Annotated in this window: 14 protein-coding genes; 10 read left to right on the top strand and 4 right to left on the bottom strand. The window is 55.0% G+C overall.

Going from position 1 to position 20,254, the window contains the following annotated elements:
- The first annotated feature begins 43 nt into the window (after positions 1 to 43).
- The 3 genes from polB (at position 44) to rluA (ending at position 6,110) form a co-directional block, all read left to right on the top strand.
- A complete protein-coding gene (gene polB / locus ACOTYN_RS00635) occupies positions 44 to 2,401 on the top strand; it encodes a DNA polymerase II (RefSeq protein ID WP_332956139.1) in 2,358 nt (785 codons plus the stop codon).
- A 129-nt stretch (positions 2,402 to 2,530) separates the two neighbouring features.
- Positions 2,531 to 5,437 carry an RNA polymerase-associated protein RapA gene (gene rapA / locus ACOTYN_RS00630; protein ID WP_014882511.1) on the top strand — a complete coding sequence of 969 codons (2,907 nt, stop codon included), beginning with the start codon at positions 2,531 to 2,533 and terminating at the stop codon, positions 5,435 to 5,437.
- Positions 5,438 to 5,450: 13 nt separating this feature from the next.
- Positions 5,451 to 6,110 carry a bifunctional tRNA pseudouridine(32) synthase/23S rRNA pseudouridine(746) synthase RluA gene (rluA, locus tag ACOTYN_RS00625; protein WP_071922597.1) on the top strand — a complete coding sequence of 220 codons (660 nt, stop codon included), beginning with the start codon at positions 5,451 to 5,453 and terminating at the stop codon, positions 6,108 to 6,110.
- Between the two features lie 30 nt (positions 6,111 to 6,140).
- Here rluA and djlA read toward each other — a convergent pair whose 3' ends face one another.
- A complete protein-coding gene (djlA, locus tag ACOTYN_RS00620) occupies positions 6,141 to 6,956 on the bottom strand; it encodes a co-chaperone DjlA (protein WP_014882509.1) in 816 nt (271 codons plus the stop codon).
- Positions 6,957 to 7,195: 239 nt separating this feature from the next.
- Between djlA and lptD the strand changes: the two genes are divergently transcribed.
- Genes lptD through apaH form a run of 6 tightly spaced genes read left to right on the top strand, consistent with a single transcriptional unit; the run spans position 7,196 to position 13,925 of the window.
- Positions 7,196 to 9,547, top strand: a complete 2,352-nt coding sequence (lptD, locus tag ACOTYN_RS00615; protein WP_332956141.1) for an LPS assembly protein LptD — start codon at positions 7,196 to 7,198, stop codon at positions 9,545 to 9,547.
- A gap of 53 nt (positions 9,548 to 9,600) precedes the next feature.
- Positions 9,601 to 10,887: a peptidylprolyl isomerase SurA gene (surA, locus tag ACOTYN_RS00610; RefSeq protein WP_014882507.1), complete on the top strand. Its 1,287-nt coding sequence runs from the start codon at positions 9,601 to 9,603 to the stop codon at positions 10,885 to 10,887.
- Positions 10,887 to 11,873, top strand: a complete 987-nt coding sequence (pdxA, locus tag ACOTYN_RS00605) for a 4-hydroxythreonine-4-phosphate dehydrogenase PdxA (protein ID WP_014882506.1) — start codon at positions 10,887 to 10,889, stop codon at positions 11,871 to 11,873. Before surA ends, pdxA begins: the two co-directional genes overlap by 1 nt.
- Positions 11,870 to 12,691: a 16S rRNA (adenine(1518)-N(6)/adenine(1519)-N(6))-dimethyltransferase RsmA gene (gene rsmA / locus ACOTYN_RS00600; protein ID WP_008502020.1), complete on the top strand. Its 822-nt coding sequence runs from the start codon at positions 11,870 to 11,872 to the stop codon at positions 12,689 to 12,691. The genes pdxA and rsmA overlap by 4 nt, the downstream gene beginning before the upstream one ends.
- A 3-nt stretch (positions 12,692 to 12,694) precedes the next feature.
- The gene (gene apaG, locus ACOTYN_RS00595) at positions 12,695 to 13,072 is read left to right on the top strand and encodes a Co2+/Mg2+ efflux protein ApaG (protein ID WP_014882505.1); all 378 of its coding nucleotides are present in this window, start codon (positions 12,695 to 12,697) and stop codon (positions 13,070 to 13,072) included.
- 4 nt (positions 13,073 to 13,076) lie between these two features.
- Positions 13,077 to 13,925 (top strand): bis(5'-nucleosyl)-tetraphosphatase (symmetrical) ApaH, encoded by an 849-nt coding sequence (gene apaH / locus ACOTYN_RS00590; RefSeq protein ID WP_014882504.1) that lies wholly within the window; start codon positions 13,077 to 13,079, stop codon positions 13,923 to 13,925.
- A gap of 34 nt (positions 13,926 to 13,959) precedes the next feature.
- Here the strand turns inward: apaH and folA are convergent, their stop codons facing one another.
- From folA to kefF, 3 genes are all read right to left on the bottom strand, one after another.
- Positions 13,960 to 14,439, bottom strand: coding sequence for a type 3 dihydrofolate reductase (gene folA, locus ACOTYN_RS00585; RefSeq protein WP_006173915.1), 480 nt, complete (start codon positions 14,437 to 14,439; stop codon positions 13,960 to 13,962).
- Positions 14,440 to 14,553: 114 nt separating this feature from the next.
- Positions 14,554 to 16,419: a glutathione-regulated potassium-efflux system protein KefC gene (gene kefC, locus ACOTYN_RS00580; protein WP_032637522.1), complete on the bottom strand. Its 1,866-nt coding sequence runs from the start codon at positions 16,417 to 16,419 to the stop codon at positions 14,554 to 14,556.
- A complete protein-coding gene (gene kefF, locus ACOTYN_RS00575; protein ID WP_014882502.1) occupies positions 16,412 to 16,942 on the bottom strand; it encodes a glutathione-regulated potassium-efflux system oxidoreductase KefF in 531 nt (176 codons plus the stop codon). The genes kefC and kefF overlap by 8 nt, the downstream gene beginning before the upstream one ends.
- A gap of 376 nt (positions 16,943 to 17,318) precedes the next feature.
- Here kefF and ACOTYN_RS00570 point away from each other — a divergent pair, with 376 nt between their 5' ends.
- Positions 17,319 to 20,240 carry an autotransporter outer membrane beta-barrel domain-containing protein gene (locus tag ACOTYN_RS00570; RefSeq protein ID WP_332956144.1) on the top strand — a complete coding sequence of 974 codons (2,922 nt, stop codon included), beginning with the start codon at positions 17,319 to 17,321 and terminating at the stop codon, positions 20,238 to 20,240.
- Positions 20,241 to 20,254: the final 14 nt, after the last annotated feature.

Here is a 20,254-nt window from a genome sequence, read left to right as displayed (position 1 = left end):
ACCAGGCTATAATCAAGCCTGGTTTTGTTTATGGGATAACGGTGTGACGCAGGCGCAAGAAGGCTTTTTACTGACCCGGCACTGGCGGGATACGCCTCAGGGCACTGAGGTTGAATTCTGGCTGGCGACGGACAGCGGCCCGTTGCACGTAACGCTGCCGCCGCAGGAGTCCGTGGCGTTTATTCCTGAATCGCACGTCGAAAAAGTCAAACAACTACTGCGCGGCGAAAACGGCTGGCGCATCACCCCTCTTGAGCTGAAAGATTTCCACCGTCAGCCGGTATACGGCCTTTACTGTCGCGCCCATCGTCAACTGATGCGCTATGAAAAGCTGCTGCGCGAGGCGGGCGTAACGCTTTACGAAGCGGATATCCGTCCCCCCGAGCGTTTCCTGATGGAACGGTTTATTACCGCGCCCGTCTGGGTGGATGGCACAGCGCAAAACGGTCGCCTCGTTAACGCTCGTCTGAAGCCTAACCCGGGCTATCGCCCGCCGCTAAAATGGGTCTCCCTGGACATTGAAACCACCCGCCACGGCGAGCTGTACTGCATTGGTCTGGAAGGCTGCGGCGATCGGGTTGTGTACATGCTTGGGCCGCCAAATGGCGATGCGTCCACGCTGGATTTCCGGCTTGAATATGTCAATAGCCGACCCCAGCTGCTGGAGAAGCTTAACCAGTGGTTTGCCGACTACGATCCCGATGTCCTGATCGGCTGGAACGTGGTGCAGTTCGACCTGCGCGTGCTGCAAAAACATGCCGAGCGGTATCGCATTCCGCTGATACTCGGGCGCGGCAACAGCGAGCTGGAGTGGCGCGAGCACGGCTTTAAGAATGGCGTCTTCTTCGCCCAGGCCAATGGCCGCCTGATTATCGACGGCATCGAGGCACTGAAATCCGCCTTCTGGAACTTCTCGTCATTCTCTCTTGAAGCCGTAGCGCAGGCGCTGCTTGGCGAGGGCAAATCCATTGACAACCCCTGGGACAGAATGGATGAGATTGACCGACGCTTTAATGAAGATAAACCGGCGCTCGCCACCTATAACCTGAAAGATTGCGAGCTGGTTACGCAGATTTTCCATAAAACCGAGATCATGCCGTTCCTGCTGGAGCGCGCGACGGTAAACGGCCTCGCGGCCGACAGGCACGGCGGCTCGGTAGCGGCCTTTAGCCACCTCTATTTCCCCCGCATGCACCGGGCAGGGTACGTTGCCCCCAACCTCGGGGACGTACCGCCACAGACCAGCCCCGGCGGGTATGTGATGGACTCCCGGCCAGGGCTTTACGATTCGGTGCTGGTTCTGGATTATAAAAGCCTGTATCCGTCGATTATCCGCACGTACCTGATTGACCCGGTGGGGCTGGTGGAAGGGATGGCGCAGCCGGACGACGCGCACAGCACTGAAGGCTTTCTCGGCGCCCGTTTCTCGCGTGAAAAACACTGCCTGCCTGAAATTGTGGGAAACATCTGGCACGGGCGCGACGAGGCGAAGCGTCACGGCAATAAGCCCCTCTCGCAGGCGCTGAAAATCATTATGAATGCCTTTTACGGCGTGCTGGGCACCAGCGCCTGCCGCTTTTTCGACCCCAGACTGGCGTCATCCATCACCATGCGCGGGCATGAAATCATGCGTCAAACCAAAGCGCTGATTGAATCCCGGGGCTATGACGTCATTTATGGCGATACCGACTCCACCTTTGTCTGGCTGAAAGCCGCCCATTCTGAAGAGGACGCCGCGCGAATCGGCAAAGAACTGGTCGCCTTCGTGAACGCCTGGTGGCGCGAAAGTTTGCAAAAAGAGCGGTTAACCAGCACGTTAGAACTGGAATTTGAAACCCATTTCGCCCGCTTTTTAATGCCCACCATTCGCGGTACCGACCAGGGCAGCAAGAAGCGCTACGCCGGGCTGATTCAGGAAGGTGACACGCAGCGGATGGTGTTCAAAGGGCTGGAGACGGTTCGCACCGACTGGACCCCGCTGGCGCAGCAGTTCCAGCAAACGCTTTACCTGCGGGTATTCCGCAACGAGCCCTATCAGGATTACGTGCGCGAAACCATCGCCAGCCTGATGGCGGGTGAGCTGGATAACCAACTGGTTTACCGCAAACGCCTGCGCCGCCCGCTGGCAGAGTATCAACGTAATGTGCCTCCCCACGTACGCGCCGCGCGCCTGGCGGATGAAGAGAACGTGAAGCGCGGCCGCGCCCCGCAGTATCAGAACCGGGGGACGATCAAATACGTCTGGACAATTAACGGTCCGGAACCGGTGGATTATCAATACTCACCGCTCGATTACGATCACTACCTGACGCGTCAGCTTCAGCCGGTCGCCGACGGAATTTTGCCCTTCATCGACGACGATTTTGCTACACTAGTGACAGGGCAACTTGGCCTATTTTGACACGTGACGAAATGGCTGCCATCCAGTACCATAGCGCCCTTTCCATTCCCGGACCCATTTTTCGATGACCGTCTTTTTTTGACGGGGGTCGAACTATTGCCTGCAATTAAAGATTAGAGCCGAACAACTATGCCTTTTACACTTGGTCAACGCTGGATCAGCGATACAGAAAGCGAACTTGGATTAGGAACCGTCGTTGCCGTCGATGCGCGTATGGTAACCCTCCTCTTCCCTGCCACCGGTGAAAACCGCCTGTACGCTCGCAATGACTCCCCTGTAACCCGCGTGATGTTCAATCCGGGTGACACCGTGACCAGCCATGACGGCTGGCAGCTCAAGATTGAAGACGTAAAAGAAGAGAATGGACTGCTCGCTTACATTGGTACGCGTCTTGATACGGACGAAGCCAATGTCATCCTGCGTGAAGTGCTGCTCGACAGCAAACTGGTTTTCAGTAAGCCGCAGGACCGCCTGTTTGCCGGGCAAATTGACCGTATGGATCGCTTCTCGCTGCGCTATCGCGCGCGCAAGTTCCAGAGTGAACAGTACCGTATGCCGTGGAGCGGCCTGCGCGGTCAGCGCACCAGCCTGATCCCCCACCAGCTGAATATCGCCCACGACGTGGGCCGTCGCCATGCCCCTCGCGTACTGCTGGCCGATGAAGTGGGCCTGGGTAAAACCATTGAAGCGGGTATGATCCTGCATCAACAGCTGCTTTCCGGTGCCGCCGAGCGCGTGCTGATCGTGGTGCCTGAAACCCTGCAGCACCAGTGGCTGGTCGAGATGCTTCGCCGCTTTAACCTGCGCTTCTCCCTGTTTGACGACGAACGCTATGCCGAAGCGCAGCACGACGCCGACAACCCGTTTGAAACCGAACAGTTGGTCATTTGCTCCCTGGACTTCGTGCGCCGCAGCAAGCAGCGTCTCGAGCACCTGTGCGACGCCGAGTGGGACATTATGGTCGTTGACGAAGCGCACCATTTAGTCTGGAGCGAAGACGCGCCAAGCCGCGAGTATATGGCTATCGAACAGCTTGCGGAGCGCGTCCCTGGCGTCCTGCTGCTGACCGCAACGCCGGAACAGCTGGGTCTGGAAAGCCACTTCGCACGTCTGCGCCTGCTCGACCCAAACCGTTTCCACGATTTCGGGCAGTTCGTGGAAGAACAGAATAACTACCGTCCGGTCGCGGATGCCGTGGCCATGCTGCTGGCAGGCAATCGTCTTTCTAATGAGGAACTCAACACCCTGAGCGAGCTGATTGGCGAGCAGGATATTGAACCGCTTCTGCAGGCCGCGAACAGCGATAGCGATAACGCGGAGCCTGCGCGTAAAGAGCTCATCGACATGCTGATGGACCGCCACGGCACCAGCCGCGTGCTGTTCCGCAACACCCGTAACGGCGTGAAAGGGTTCCCGAAACGCGAGCTGCATACCATCAAGCTGCCGCTGCCCACCCAGTATCAGACGGCGATCAAAGTCTCTGGCATTATGGGCGCGCGCAAAACTCAGGAAGAGCGCGCCCGCGACATGCTCTATCCGGAACAAATTTACCAGGAATTCGAAGGCGATACCGGCACCTGGTGGAACTTCGACCCGCGCGTGGAGTGGCTGATGGGCTACCTGACCGCCCACCGCTCCCAGAAGGTGCTGGTGATCTGCGCCAAAGCGGCTACCGCGCTGCAGCTGGAGCAGGTGCTGCGCGAGCGTGAAGGTATTCGCGCCGCCGTGTTCCACGAAGGGATGTCCATCGTTGAACGTGACCGCGCCGCGGCGTGGTTTGGTGAAGAGGACAGTGGCGCACAGGTTCTGCTGTGCTCGGAAATCGGTTCTGAAGGCCGTAACTTCCAGTTTGCCAGTAATCTGGTGATGTTCGATCTGCCGTTCAATCCGGATCTGCTGGAACAGCGTATCGGTCGTCTGGATCGTATCGGCCAGGCGCATGATATTCAGATCCACGTGCCGTATCTGGAAAAAACTGCCCAGTCCGTGCTGGTGCGCTGGTTCCACGAAGGTCTGGATGCGTTTGAGCATACCTGCCCGACGGGCCGCACCATTTACGATCAGGTGCATAGCGATCTGATCGGCTACCTGGCCGCACCGGAAAACAGTGACGGATTTGACGATCTGATCAAATCCTGCCGCGAGAAGCATGAAGCGCTGAAAGCGCAGCTTGAGCAGGGTCGCGACCGCCTGCTGGAAATTCACTCCAACGGCGGTGAGAAAGCGCAGGCGCTGGCTGAAAGCATTGAAGAACAAGATGATGACACCAGTCTGATCAGCTTCTCCATGAACCTGTTCGACATCGTCGGTATTAACCAGGACGATCGCGGCGAGAACCTGATTGTCCTGACCCCGTCCGATCACATGCTGGTGCCGGATTTCCCGGGCCTGCCGGAAGATGGTTGTACTATCACCTTCGAGCGTGATGTGGCGCTGTCCCGCGAAGATGCTCAGTTCATCACCTGGGAACACCCGCTGATCCGTAACGGACTGGATCTGATCCTTTCCGGCGATACCGGTAGCAGCACAATTTCACTCCTCAAGAACAAGGCACTGCCGGTGGGTACGCTGCTGGTAGAACTGATCTACGTTGTGGAAGCCCAGGCACCGAAACAGCTCCAGCTGACCCGCTTCCTGCCGCCAACGCCTGTGCGTCTGCTGCTGGATAAAAACGGTACCAACCTGGCAGGGCAAGTTGAATTCGAGAGTTTCAACCGTCAGCTGAGCGCGGTGAATCGCCATACGGGCAGCAAGCTGGTGAATGCGGTACAGCAGGACGTGCATGCCATTCTGCAGCTGGGCGAAAGCCAGATCGAGAAAGCGGCCCGTGCGCTGATCGATGCTGCACGCACCGAGGCCGATGAGAAACTCTCAGCGGAGCTGTCCCGTCTGGAAGCGCTGAAGGCGGTGAACCCGAACATCCGTGACGATGAACTGGCTGCCATTGAAAGCAACCGTCAGCAAATTATGGAAAGCCTGAATCAGGCGGGCTGGCGGCTGGACGCATTGCGTCTGATTGTTGTCACGCATCAGTAAGAAGAGCAAAAAAATGGTAATGGAGCCCTACAATCCGCCGATGGATCCCTGGCTGGTCATCCTGTATCAGGATGAACACATTATGGTAGTTAACAAGCCGAGCGGCCTGTTGTCCGTACCGGGGCGTCTGGATGAGCACAAAGACAGCGTGATGACGCGCATTCAGCGCGATCATCCACAGGCGGAATCTGTGCATCGTCTGGATATGGCAACCAGCGGCGTGATTGTGGTGGCGCTCAATAAAGCGGCGGAGCGCGAGCTGAAGCGCCAGTTCCGCGAGCGCGAGCCGAAGAAGCAGTACGTGGCGCGCGTCTGGGGACATCCTGCACAGGCAGAAGGGTTGGTCGATCTGCCGCTGATCTGCGACTGGCCGAACCGGCCTAAGCAGAAGGTCTGCTATGAAACCGGCAAGGCCGCGCAGACCGAGTATGAAGTGCTGGATTACGCACCGAATAACACCGCGCGCATACTCCTTAAGCCGATTACCGGACGTTCACACCAGCTGCGCGTGCATATGCTTGCGCTAGGTCATCCGATTTTAGGCGACCGGTTTTACGCGCCGCCGGAAGCGCTGGCGTTAGCGCCGCGTCTGCAGCTTCACGCCCAGACGCTGACCATTACCCATCCGGCCTTCGGTAACACGATGACGTTTAACGCCCCGGTGGACTTCTGAAAAAAGGGCCCGACAGTGTCGGGCCCTTTTTTATTTGAAACCTTTCTTCTCTTTAATCAGCTCGTAAGCCTTCTGAATCTCCTGCGCTTTCTGCTTCGCCATCTCCATCATTTCCGGCGGTAAGCCTTTCGCGACCAGTTTGTCAGGGTGATGCTCGCTCATCAGCTTGCGATAGGCGCGTTTGATGGTGGTTTGATCGTCAGTGGGTTTCACGCCAAGTACGTTGCAGGCATCGTCCAGCGTCGGTCCACGCTGCGCCTGCTGCCATGCACCGCCGGACGACTGCTGGTGATACCCCCCGCCAAACTGCGCGCCGCCCTGCATCATGCGTAAGAACTGGTCGAACTGCATTCGGGAGATGCCCAACTCTTCTGCAATGACGTACAGAACATCACGTTCATTAGGGTGCAGTGAACCGTCAGCAAACGCCGCCTGGATTTGAATTTCCAGAAACATCCGAATTAAATCAAAACGTCCGAAGCAGATGCTGCGGAACTGACGCATTTTTTCACGCAGCGGATAGTTATCTGATTTCCCAATGCGAAACGCATTCTGCGCGGCCACACGGGATTCACCATGCAAATTCATGCGGTCCATAAAGATGCTGGCGATTTGAATATCGGCTTCGGTCACGCGGCCTTTGGATTTGGTTAAATGCCCCATGACTTCAAAGGTGGTGGAGAAAAAGAGTGACTGGCGCTCGCGCTGATTCGCAAACCAGGCCATTTTGCGGCTGCGCGCCTTATCAAACATATGACCGATAATGAGCCCAAGCACGATTCCCCAGAACCCGGCACCCATGATGATGGCGAACGCAACGCCGATTATTTTACCCCAATACTGCATATACTCCCCGGATAGTCATATTCCTGGCCGACGCAACGTCATCATCACAGTGTTCAAGCCACGGTCAATTGAAGGACATCGCCTATAATTTGCTTTATCATACTCGTCATTCGATAGCGAGCCTAACACTCTGGCACGCAAACGGGCAGGATTAACGCTGGTACTGCGCTGATGAGTAAGATAGTCTCTGAGCGTTTGTAAGCCGTAGCCACTGATGACGGAACAATAAAATACAACGTATGAAAAAACGTATCCCCACCCTTCTGGCCACAATGATTGGCACCGCCCTGTACAGTCAACAGGGGCTGGCGGCCGATCTCGCCTCGCAGTGTATGCTTGGCGTTCCAAGTTATAATCGCCCACTGGTGCAGGGTGATACAAATAGCTTGCCGGTAACCATTACTGCAGACAGTTCTAAGGGTACTTATCCTGACAACGCCACGTTTACGGGCAATGTGGATATTAACCAGGGCAATAGCCGCCTGCAGGCAGATGAAGTGCAGTTGCACCAGAAGCAGCCGGAAGGCGCGGCCGAGCCGGTACGAACGGTGGATGCGCTGGGTAATGTGCACTATGACGACAATCAGGTCATCCTGAAAGGTCCGAAAGCCTGGTCAAACCTGAATACGAAAGATACTAACGTCTGGGAAGGTGATTACCAGATGGTGGGTCGCCAGGGACGCGGTAAAGCGGACCTGATGAAACAGCGCGGTGAAAACCGCTATACGATCCTGGAAAATGGCTCCTTTACCTCCTGTCTGCCAGGGTCAAACACCTGGAGCGTGGTCGGGAGCGAAGTGATCCACGACCGTGAAGAGCAGGTCGCGGAGATCTGGAACGCCCGCTTTAAGCTGGGTCCGGTACCGGTATTCTACAGCCCTTATCTTCAGCTTCCCGTGGGTGACAAGCGTCGCTCGGGCTTCCTGATCCCCAATGCCAAATACAGCACCTCGAACTACTTTGAGTTCTACCTGCCGTATTACTGGAACATCGCGCCCAACATGGACGCCACGATCACGCCGCACTATATCCATAAGCGCGGTAACGTCATGTGGGAGAACGAGTTCCGCTACCTGACTCAGGCCGGTGCGGGTCTGATGGAGCTGGATTATCTGCCGTCAGATAAAGTCTTCCAGGATGAGCACCCGACCGAAGGCGACAAGCACCGCTGGTTGTACTACTGGCGCCATGCGGGTGTTATGGATCAGGTCTGGCGTTTTAACGTCGACTATACCAAGGTCAGCGATCCTTACTACTTTAATGACTTTGACTCCAAGTACGGTTCAAGTACCGATGGTTATGCCACGCAAAAATTCAGCGTTGGCTATGCCATTCAAAACTTTAACGCCACGGTGTCAACCAAGCAGTTCCAGGTCTTTAGTACCCAAACGCGAAGCACTTACGGCGCAGAACCGCAACTGGATGTGAACTGGTACCAGAACGATGTCGGTCCTTTCGACACCCGCGTCTACGCCCAGGCGGTACATTTCGTGAATACCAACTCTGACATGCCGGAAGCCACGCGTATTCACCTGGAGCCGACCATCAACCTGCCCTGGTCAAATGACTGGGCAAGTCTGAATACCGAAGCCAAGCTCATGGCGACGCACTATCAGCAGAAAAATCTGGACTGGTACAACAATCGCTATGGTACCGATCTTGAAGAATCAGTAAACCGTACGCTTCCCCAGTTTAAGATGGACGGTAAACTGATTTTCGAACGTGATATGGCACTCCTGGCGGATGGCTATACCCAGACGCTTGAGCCACGCATGCAGTATCTTTACGTGCCTTATCGCGATCAGAGCAAGATTCAGAACTACGACTCCTCTTTCCTGCAATCGGACTATAGCGGCCTGTTCCGCGACCGTACCTACGGTGGTCTCGACCGAATTGCTTCCGCTAACCAGTTAACGACCGGTGTCACAACGCGCGTTTATGATGAATCTGCCGTTGAACGTTTTAACGTTTCTGTTGGTCAAATTTACTATTTCACCGAGTCTCGTACGGGTGATGACGACATTAACTGGGAGAAAGACAACAAAACGGGTTCACTGGTGTGGGCGGGTGATACCTACTGGCGCATGACCGATCGCTGGGGTCTGCGCGGTGGGTTGCAGTACGATACGCGACTGGACAATATCGCGACGAGCAGTGCAGCTATTGAATACCGTCGTGATGAAGACCGTATGATGCAGTTGACGTACCGCTATGCCAGTCCGGAATATATTCAGGCGACATTGCCGAACTACGCCAATGCTGACCAATACAAAGATGGGATTTCGCAGGTGGGTGGCGCAGCAAGCTGGCCTATCGCCGATCGCTGGTCAATCGTAGGCGCTTACTACTTTGACACTAACGCCAATAAACCTGCTGACCAGATGGTGGGTCTGCAATATAACTCCTGTTGTTATGCGCTGCGTGTCGGCTACGAACGTAAGCTTAACGGCTGGGATACTCAAAACAATCAGAGCAAATACGATAACGTGATTGGCTTTAATGTCGAACTGCGCGGCCTGAGTTCCAACTACGGCCTGGGCACCCAGCAGATGCTGCGTTCGAACATCCTGCCATACCGTAGTTCCTTGTAATGTATTTGATTTACAACGTAATCCGCTTTGCGGTTAATTGAAATGGAAAAAGTATGAAGAACTGGAAAACGCTGCTGCTCGGTGTCGCTATGGTTGCGAATACCAGCTTCGCGGCCCCCCAGGTTGTTGATAAGGTCGCCGCTGTTGTTAACAACGGCGTCGTGCTCGAAAGTGACGTTGACGGGCTGATGAAATCTGTGAAGCTCAATTCGGGCGAAGCAGGTCAGCAACTTCCGGATGACGCCACGCTGCGCCATCAGATCCTGGAACGACTGATCATGGATCAGATCGTTCTGCAGATGGGTCAGAAAATGGGCGTGAAGGTGACTGACGAGCAACTCGATCAGGCCATCGCTAACATCGCAAAGCAAAACAACATGTCTCTGGATCAGATGCGCAGTCGTCTGGCCTATGACGGCATCAGCTACGCCACCTACCGCAACCAGATCCGTAAAGAGATGCTGATTTCGGAAGTGCGTAACAATGAAGTCCGTCGTCGCGTCACGATCCTGCCGCAGGAAGTGGACGCGCTGGCAAAACAGGTGGGTAACCAGAACGATGCGAGCACAGAGCTGAACCTGAGCCACATTCTGATCCCACTGCCAGAGAACCCAACCTCCGATCAGGCTGCGGAAGCAGAAAGTCAGGCACGTTCCATTGTCGAACAGGCGCGTAACGGCGGCGACTTTGGCAAGCTGGCTATTACCTACTCCGCTGACCAACAGGCGCTGAAAGGCGGCCAGATGGGCTGGGGACGTATTCAGGAGCTGCCATCCATCTTTGCCCAGGCGCTGAGTACGGCGAAGAAAGGCGATATCGTGGGTCCAATCCGTTCCGGTGTGGGCTTCCACATTCTGAAAGTGAACGATCTGCGTGGTCAGAGCCAGAACATTTCCGTGACTGAAGTTCACGCTCGCCATATTCTGCTCAAACCGTCACCGATCATGACTGACGATCAGGCACGTGCGAAGCTGGAGCAGATTGCGGCAGACATTAAGAGCGGTAAAACCTCGTTTGCCAATGCCGCGAAGGAGTTCTCTCAGGATCCAGGCTCTGCTAATCAGGGCGGCGATCTGGGCTGGGCTGCAGCAGATATTTACGATCCTGCCTTCCGCGATGCGCTGATGAAGCTGAACAAAGGCCAGATCAGTGCTCCGGTACACTCTTCATTTGGCTGGCATCTGATCGAGCTGATGGACACCCGTAACGTGGATAAAACGGATGCGGCGCAGAAAGACCGCGCTTACCGTATGCTGTTTAACCGTAAGTTCTCTGAAGAAGCGGCAACCTGGATGCAGGAACAACGCGCCAGTGCTTACGTGAAAGTTCTGAGTAACTAATGAAACCGCATCGTGTTGTGATCACCCCCGGCGAACCCGCCGGGATTGGGCCAGACCTCGTTGTCCAGCTCGCCCAGCGAAGCTGGCCGGTGGAACTGGTTGTCTGCGCAGATGCAACACTGTTACAAGACCGGGCGAAGCTGCTCGGTCTGCCTTTAACGCTTATTCCTTACGTTGAAGGCCAACAGCCAGCACCACAGCAAGCCGGTACGCTCACGGTTCTTTCTGTCCCTCTTCGTACACCGGTCATTCCAGGCCAGCTCAGCACGGAAAACGGCCACTACGTCGTGGAAACCCTCGCGCGCGCCTGCGACGGTTGCCTGAAGGGTGAATTTGCTGCCCTGATCACCGGCCCCGTGCACAAGGGCGTCATCAACGAAGCGGGTATCCCCTTTACCGGGCACACGGAATTCTTTGAAGAGCGCTCGCACAGCCCGAAAGTAGTGATGATGCTGGCGACGGAGGCAATGCGCGTTGCGCTCGTGACCACCCATCTGCCTGTTAAGGCCATTCCTGATGCCATCACCCCGGCACTGCTGCGGGAGATCATCGGGATCCTGCATCATGACCTGCAAACCAAATTCGGCATCAAACAGCCACACGTTCTGGTTTGCGGCCTGAATCCGCATGCGGGAGAAGGTGGACACATGGGCACCGAAGAGATCGACACCATTATTCCGGTGCTTGAAGAAATGCGCGCTAAAGGGATGAATCTTAGCGGGCCGCTCCCTGCGGACACGCTTTTTCAGCCGAAATACCTGGATAATGCCGACGCCGTCCTCGCGATGTACCACGATCAGGGCCTGCCCGTGCTAAAATACCAGGGCTTTGGCCGCGGGGTGAATATCACCCTCGGTTTACCCTTTATTCGAACGTCCGTTGACCACGGTACTGCGCTGGATCTGGCAGGACAGGGGAAAGCGGATGTCGGCAGTTTTATTACGGCGCTTAATCTCGCCATCAAAATGATTGTTAATACTCAATGACTAATCGAGTCCATCAGGGCCACTTAGCCCGAAAACGCTTCGGGCAAAACTTCCTCAACGATCAGTTCGTGATCGAAAGCATTGTTTCGGCTATTAATCCGCAAAAAGGTCAGGCTATGGTCGAAATCGGTCCGGGCCTTGCTGCACTGACCGAGCCGGTAGGCGAACGCCTCGACGAGCTGACCGTCATCGAACTGGACCGCGATCTTGCCGCACGCCTGCAAACGCACCCGTTCCTCGGACCGAAGCTGACCATCTACCAGCAGGACGCCATGACCATGAACTTTGGCGAACTGTCGGAGAAAATGGGTCAGCCGCTGCGCGTCTTCGGCAACCTGCCGTACAACATCTCCACGCCGCTCATGTTCCACCTGTTTAGCTATACTGATGCCATTGCCGATATGCACTTCATGTTGCAAAAAGAGGTGGTTAACCGTCTGGTTGCAGGGCCGAACAGTAAAGCGTATGGTCGTTTAAGCGTGATGGCACAATATTACTGTAACGTGATCCCGGTACTCGAAGTGCCGCCGTCAGCGTTCACACCACCACCGAAAGTGGATTCAGCGGTTGTGCGCCTTGTGCCACATAAAACGAAACCCTATCCGGTTAAAGATCTGCGTGTCCTCAGCCGCATTACCACAGAAGCCTTTAACCAGCGCCGTAAAACGATCCGTAACAGCCTGAGCAATTCATTTACCGTTGAGGTGTTAGCCGAGCTGGGGATCGACCCGGCAATGCGTGCGGAGAACATTTCCGTAGAGCAGTACTGCAAGCTGGCTAATTACATCAGCGAAAATGCGCCGCCGAAGGAGAGTTAAGCCATGATTGATTCGCCCCGCGTATGTGTCCATGTACAAAGCGTCTATGTTGAATCGCAATCCTCACCCGATGAAGAGCGTTTTGTCTTTGCTTACACCGTGACCATTCGCAATCTGGGGCGGATGCCCGTGCAGCTGCGCGGGCGCTACTGGCTTATCACCAACGGCAATGGCCGCGAAATTGAAGTTCAGGGTGAAGGTGTCGTGGGCGAACAGCCCCACATCGCCCCTGGCGAAGAGTACCAGTACACCAGCGGTGCGGTGATTGAAACACCGCTGGGTACCATGCAAGGCCATTACGAAATGGTCGACGTCGATGGCAATGTGTTCCGCGTTGCTATTCCTGTGTTCCGTCTCGCCGTAACCACACTCATTCATTAATCTAATGTCTACATATCTGATTGGCGACGTTCACGGTTGCTACGATGAACTGATCGCATTGTTAAAACAGGTCGACTTTACGCCAGGGCAGGACACCCTCTGGCTGACGGGCGATTTAGTCGCGCGCGGCCCGGGCTCGCTTGAGGTTTTACGTTTCGTCAAATCGCTGGGCGATAGCGTGCGCATGGTGCTGGGCAATCACGATCTCCATCTGCTGGCCGTGTTTGCCGGGATCAGCCGCAACAAGCCTAAAGATCGCCTCACTCCGCTGCTGGAAGCGCCAGACGCGGACGATCTGATTAACTGGCTGCGCCGTCAGCCCTTGTTGCAGGTCGACGAGGATAAAAAACTGGTCATGGCCCATGCCGGGATCACCCCGCAATGGGATCTTGAGACGGCAAAAACCTGTGCGCGTGACGTAGAAGCGGTACTGGCGAGCGACTCGTATCCCTTCTTCCTGGATGCCATGTACGGCGATATGCCGAACCACTGGAGCGAAGAGCTCAGCGGTCTGGCCCGCCTGCGCTTTATCACCAATGCGTTCACCCGCATGCGATTCTGCTTCCCGAACGGGCAGTTGGACATGTATTCCAAGGAAACGCCGGAAAGCGCACCTGCCCCCCTCAAACCGTGGTTTGCCATTCCGGGGCCGGTAACAACCGAATACAGCATAGCGTTTGGTCACTGGGCGGCACTGGAGGGCAAAGGCATGCCAGAGGGTATCTACGGTCTGGATACCGGCTGCTGCTGGGGAGGCGAGTTAACCTGCTTACGCTGGGAAGATAAAGCTTACTTCGTGCAGCCATCCAACCGACAGCAGGACTCAGGGGAGAGTGAGGCCGTCGCCTCCTGATGAATCCCCCTCACCCAGGGTGAGGGGGAAAAACTTAACGACGTTCCAGAATCTCGAAGCAGTAGCTGTGGGAGTTCTGCGCATCGGCGTCGTGGAATTCACTGAATACGGATTCCCACTCGTCCGGATCGTAATCCGGGAAATGGGTATCCCCTTCCACTTCCGCATCAATGTGGGTCAGATACAGCTTCTGCGCTTTAGGCAGGAACTGCTCATAAACACGACCACCGCCGATCACCATGATCTCTTCGGCATCACCGCAGGCAGCAATCGCTTCATCTACGGACTTAACCCATTCGACGCGATCGTCAGTACCCGGCTGGCTACTGATAACGATATTCTTACGGCCCGGCAATGGACGACCAATCGACTCCCAGGTCAGGCGGCCCATCACTACCGGCTTGTTTAACGTCGTACGTTTAAACCATGCGAGATCGGCAGGCAGGTTCCACGGCATGGCATTTTCCATACCGATAACGCGGTCTACCGCCAGCGCTGCAATCAGACTGATCATTGAAAATTTCCCGGATGCAAAAAATTGCCGCCACTATACGGAAAGCTTAATCTTTCGTCGACTGGCGGCAGAGTAAAGATACAGAAATTTTTTAATATTGCTGGCAACGCCACTTCACACTGAAGGTTTACTCTCGGGCTCGTCAGCCGGATCGCCGGTATGCTTGCCCTCTTCCGTGCCCTGCCAGCCATGACGCTGGATCAGCGACAGATGATTGCGGTCCTCATTGATGATTTCCGTCAGCATCGCACTGGTGCGTTTAAACACCGCAGCCCGCTCCGTGGCCGTGCTGCCTGCCATCGCCGCCATCTCTTCCACCATCCCGGTGTTAAAGCGGCGGAACAGATCCGCACGTTCGCGCGCTTCATACGCCCCGAGCCCCAGATTCTCGAGCGCCATACGCCCGGATTTCAGCGCACCTTCGAATGTTTCACGCTCGGGTGCCTCAACGCCTGCCTGACGTAGCCGGATGTAATGATCCACATCGCGCGCGCGGGAAATGATCGTCAGCGCCGGGAAATGTTCTTTTACCAGCTCCACCATCTGTATGCTGGTCTCCGGATCGTCAATGGCGTTAATCAACACCTCCGCTTTTGCGGCCCCCGCGGATTCCAGCAGATCGACACGGGTGGCATCACCGTAAAACACTTTCATATCAAATTTACGCAGCGTATCGACATGGTCGGGATCGTGGTCGAGGATGACCATTTTCACCCCACTCGACAGCAGCAAACGCCCTACGATCTGTCCGTAGCGACCAAAACCAGCGATGATCACGCGTGGCTGCTCCTCGTCGATTTCATCGGCTTCGCGCTCCTGATCGCTACCCGATTTTTCGAGGCGAGTCAGCACCACCAGCAGAACAGGCGTTGCAGCCATCGAGAGTGCGACCGCCAGCGTCAGCGCTTTTGCCCACTCAGGATCCAGCACGTTTGCCATCTGCGCGGCGCCAAAGACCACGAACGCAAATTCACTCCCCTGCCCCAGCAGTACTGCAAACCAGCTGCGCTGTTTACCCGGCACATTTAAAGGCCGCGCAATCAGCCACAGCATTGCCATTTTAATGACCAGGAAACCGACCAGCAGGATGATAATCCGCAGCGGGTGTGTGACCAGCGTGCCGAAGTCGACGGACATCCCCACGCCGATGAAAAACAGTCCCAGCAGCAACCCTTTGAACGGCTCAATATCGCTTTCCAGCGCGTGCCGGTATTCAGAGCTTGCCAGCAGAACGCCCGCAAGGAATGCCCCCATCGCCATCGACAGCCCGGCTTCTTCCAGCAGCAAACCAAAACCAAAGACCAGGAACAGTGCCACGGCGCTGAACACTTCGCGCAGACCCGAGCGGGCGACGAAACGCAGCAGCGGACGGGTCACGTAGCGGCCCAGCAGGACCACCAGTGCCAGCGCCCCTACAACTTTCAGTGCCGACAGCGCGAACGCGCCCAGCGTCGTGGAGGATCCGCTTGCCGCCAGCAGCGGGATCATCGCCACCAGCGGAATTGCCGCTATATCCTGGAACAGCAGCACCGAGAACGCACTGCGCCCCATCTGGGAGACCGTCAGGTTTCGCTCGTTCATCGCCTGCATGGCAATGGCCGTCGAGGAGAGCGCCAGCGTCATGCCGATGAGCTCAGCCACTTTCCAGTCCATTCCCAGCAGGATGCAGAACCCGCCCAGCAGCAAGCCGCAGGCCACCATCTGTAATGCCCCGCCGCCAAATACCGAGGCGCGAAGTTTCCACAGGCGCTGCGGATCGAGCTCCAGACCAATCACAAACAGCATCAGCACAACACCGATTTCAGCGAAATGGAGAATCGCCTCTGCATCCGTAACCAGACGAAAACCCCACGGCCCAATGACGCAGCCCGCAATCAGGTAGCCGAGAACCGAGCCCAGCCCCAGGCGTACCGCCACGGGCACAATCAGCGCCGCCGCGCCGAGATAAATCAGCGCCTGTATCAGCGTATGGCTATCCATGGTGCGTCTCCTGCCACTCAAGTAAGCGTTGTTTGTAATGGCGAGCCTGCGCCTGCAGCGTTTCATCGTCGCAGACAAACGTGCAGTGCATCGCAAAAGGTGGGATCCAGTTCAAACCACAATAGAGTGCAGTGGCCTGTAGCGGCTGGGCCAGCACGTCAAACCCCGGGAAAGAACCAATATCAAAGTGGCTTTCTCCTCCGCCAGTGGTCACCGCCCACATCAGGCTTTTCCCTTTTAGCGCATTGCCATTGTGGCCATACGCCCAACCGTGGGAGAAGACTTTATCAATCCACAGTTTCAGGAGCGGAGGCGTGCTGTACCACTGCATTGGATGCTGCCAGATAATCAGATCGGCACGGGAGAGCGCATCCTGTTCAGCAGCGATATCGATATTAAAATCGGGATAAAGTTGATAGAGGGAACGTATCTCTACGTTATCAAGCGTCCTTACCTGCTCAAGCATCCGCTTATTCGCATGCGAGTGCTGCGGATAAGGGTGCGCGTAAATTATGAGTATCATCAAATGACCTGTCTTCTTCTCTTCTTGTAGCAGTGAGTGTAGACAGTTAACCCGCCCGGTGAAAGGGTCAACAGGCCGCGTAAAGGTAAAACGCAACTATTGGCAACCCTCCTTCCTGGCGGGTATAGCAGACCTCAAACCAACAAAAATGACTGTTATCAGATGATATTTGAAATGAATAATTAAGCACTAAAGCATATTAGCAAGTGATCAATTAAGAAAATATAAAATTATTCTTTAGCAAAATGATCTATACATAACACATTGAAAAATTAATAATTTTACGCTTTTTATCGTTGAATCATTCTTTTAAGTAGCCCAGAAGCGCTATTTTAAGTCATTAATTAGCGCCACTTCTTTTCAAATGGACGTGTAAATGCGCAACAAAATATTCAAATTAAACAAGACCACAAAAACTCTGGGAAATATATTTCCTGCTTTACTTATATTCACACCGGTAGTGGCCTTCGCTACAACGATTGATAAATCCACTTCTGTCCCACAAACATTCTCCACCGATACCGAATATGCTATTAACCAAGATATCACCATCTCGTCCTCGGGAAGCGAGAATGCAGTTTCTGTTTCAGGATACAACGTCACAACGATTACCAATAAGGGAAATATTGCTGCTTCCTCTGGTAACGGCCTGAATATTAATACCTCCGCACAACGCGTCACCGTCAACAATGAGGAAGGTGCAACAATTTCCTCGACCGGTTCTACAGGGATTAACATTCAGTCCATGCAAGGGGATCTGGTTAATAACGGAACTATATCCGGTTTTGAAAATGGTATTTACGTCAGCCAGGACTCCTCAGCCTTAAATATTACAAATGGTGCCACCGGGACGATTAAAGGTAACACAGCGATCAGTGCCCATGTCGGGATTGCCATAGCTAATGAAGGCACCCTTATCGGCACGGAAAATGATGGCATACGCCTGAGCGACGGTAACACCAAAATTATCAACACCGGAACCGTGCAGGGCGCTCAAAACGGCATCTATGTAACGGATACTGCGAAAGTCGATATTACCAACAGCGGCTCTATTGGGAGTGGTGGCACAGCAATCACCTTTGCCAGCAGCAAAAATAATACGCTGGTGCTTAATACGGGCTCTTCACTGACGGGTGACGTGGTTTCTGGCATCTCAACAGGAAATACGATTACGCTGGCAGGGACCGGCAATGAAGATAGCAATTTTGTTGGCTTATCTAAAGACGATGGCTTCGCCTCTTTAGAAATGGACGGCGAAAGCTGGGCGCTTTCAGGCAATATCGATATTATCGGTTCCGGCGATTCCCTTCTGGTCAACAGCGGTGATTTAGTCCTGTCAGGCGCCGTCGCGAATGCCGGTAATACCCTCGTTGCAAAAGATGCCTCTCTCCAGCTTGGTGATGGCAAGAACACCGCCACGCTGAGCGGTGGCCTGACCAACAACGGCACCGTTATTTTTAATCAGGGCAGTTCCTCCACATTCACCACCGGCATTACCGGCAGCGGTAATGTCGAAAAAGCAGATTCAAACACCCTGACGCTCTCCGGCAATAATAGCTACACGGGAAATACCGTTCTGCATAACGGTACGACGCTGATCGCCAGTGGTGCAACGCTCGGCGTGAAAGGCAGTAACGCCACCGTCACCGTTGAAAATGGTGCAGCGTTTGCCACGGCAGGTGAAGTGAATAACAACATTGATATCCTGACCGGCGGTACGCTGGCGGCATGGAATGCGATTCAGGGTAACACGACCCTGAGCGTTTCAGGTATCGATACGGTCAACGGCAACGTTACCAACGGTGGCACGCTGCTACTCGGCGCGGCCAATAACAGTGTTGGCAACAATTTCATAATAAACGGCGACTACACGGGTTCTTCTGGTAGCCAGATCGTAATGAACAGCAGCCTCGGCGAAGATAACGCACCAACCGACCACCTCACCATTACGGGCAGCAGCTTCGGTCAGTCCCAGGTTAATGTTAGTAATATGGGCGGTCTGGGCGCTCAAACGGTAAACGGTATGGAAATTGTGAGCGTCGGTGGCAGTTCTGAAGCCCAACTGACGCTGGCAGCACCGGTTGTTGCCGGGGCGTATGAATACAATCTGTATCAGCACGGCGACGGCAACTGGTATCTGGAATCGAAGGCGACGCCATCAGATGAGCCGGCAGACGATAATGATGACGGCGGAAACACCGACGGTGACAATACCGATAACGGTGGTAATACCGATAACGGCGACAATACCGACAACGGCGACAATACCGACAACGGTGGCAATACCGATACCGATGGCAACACGGATAACGGCGGTAATAGCGATAACGGTGGTAATAGCGATAACGGTGGCAACTCAGCCCCTGAAGTTATGGCCCCTGAAGTTGGCGCTTACTTAGGCAACTACCTTGCTGCCCAGGGTATGTTCCTGCACAAGCGTGACGATCGCGATCAAATCACCTTCCGCAATGAAGACGATCTGAACACCTGGATGTACGTTAAGGGGCGTTATCACGAGAACGACGCGGGTGGCGATAAAGTCAGCTACGACACCACCACGACCGTTCTGCAAGTCGGCAGCGATTTCATGAGCAAGCCAATGGACAATGGGATCCTGCGTGCCGGTGGCATGTTCGGTGCTGGCCAGGCGAAGACGCATTCGGATGCGAAGCACAACGTGCGTGATGCTCAAGGCAAGGTGGATGGTTTCAATGTTGGGGTGTATGCCACCTGGCAGGAAGATCAGAAATTACGTCTGGGCAGCTACATTGATACCTGGGCCGCTTATAGCTGGTACAACAATAAAGTGACCAGCAACCGCAATGATGAAGACTACGACAGCGAAGGCTTCGCTGCGTCTGTCGAAGTTGGCCACGCGTGGGTTATCCCGTCAGAAAACGCGCGTACCTGGAAGATCGAGCCGCAGGCGCAGGTGATCTACAGCTATCTCGATCAGGAAAATCATACCGATCGCGACGGCGTACGCGTAACGACCCTGGACAACGACAGCATCTTTGGTCGTCTGGGCGTTAAGTCCAGCTACTTCGAGCAGAAGGACGTGAAAGCCTGGCAGCCGTACGTTGCGGTGAACTGGCTGAAAGGGGCAGGCCAAAACGATCTGGCGTTTAATGATGAAACCGTGAGCAACGATACGCCGGAAGATCGTGGTCAGTTAGAACTGGGCGTCACCGGCAACCTGAACGAAACCACGACGCTTTCGCTGCGCGCCAGCGGCGAATGGGGTGAGAACAGCTATGCTGCCTATGGCGGCCATATCCTGCTGAACCACCGCTGGTAATCGTCCAGCAAAAG

Source organism: Enterobacter cloacae complex sp. IR5458, from assembly GCF_049238025.1.
GTDB classification, from domain to species: Bacteria; Pseudomonadota; Gammaproteobacteria; order Enterobacterales; family Enterobacteriaceae; genus Enterobacter; species Enterobacter kobei.
This window is presented reverse-complemented; position numbering and strand designations above follow the sequence as displayed.

Coding starts and splice junctions, on each gene's coding strand:
- rapA (WP_014882511.1), top strand. CDS start 2,531: ATGCCTTTTACACTTGGTCAACGCTGGATCAGCGATACAGAAAGCGAA.
- rluA (WP_071922597.1), top strand. CDS start 5,451: ATGGTAATGGAGCCCTACAATCCGCCGATGGATCCCTGGCTGGTCATC.
- djlA (WP_014882509.1), bottom strand. CDS start 6,956: ATGCAGTATTGGGGTAAAATAATCGGCGTTGCGTTCGCCATCATCATG.
- lptD (WP_332956141.1), top strand. CDS start 7,196: ATGAAAAAACGTATCCCCACCCTTCTGGCCACAATGATTGGCACCGCC.
- surA (WP_014882507.1), top strand. CDS start 9,601: ATGAAGAACTGGAAAACGCTGCTGCTCGGTGTCGCTATGGTTGCGAAT.
- pdxA (WP_014882506.1), top strand. CDS start 10,887: ATGAAACCGCATCGTGTTGTGATCACCCCCGGCGAACCCGCCGGGATT.
- rsmA (WP_008502020.1), top strand. CDS start 11,870: ATGACTAATCGAGTCCATCAGGGCCACTTAGCCCGAAAACGCTTCGGG.
- apaG (WP_014882505.1), top strand. CDS start 12,695: ATGATTGATTCGCCCCGCGTATGTGTCCATGTACAAAGCGTCTATGTT.
- apaH (WP_014882504.1), top strand. CDS start 13,077: ATGTCTACATATCTGATTGGCGACGTTCACGGTTGCTACGATGAACTG.
- folA (WP_006173915.1), bottom strand. CDS start 14,439: ATGATCAGTCTGATTGCAGCGCTGGCGGTAGACCGCGTTATCGGTATG.
- kefC (WP_032637522.1), bottom strand. CDS start 16,419: ATGGATAGCCATACGCTGATACAGGCGCTGATTTATCTCGGCGCGGCG.
- kefF (WP_014882502.1), bottom strand. CDS start 16,942: ATGATACTCATAATTTACGCGCACCCTTATCCGCAGCACTCGCATGCG.
- ACOTYN_RS00570 (WP_332956144.1), top strand. CDS start 17,319: ATGCGCAACAAAATATTCAAATTAAACAAGACCACAAAAACTCTGGGA.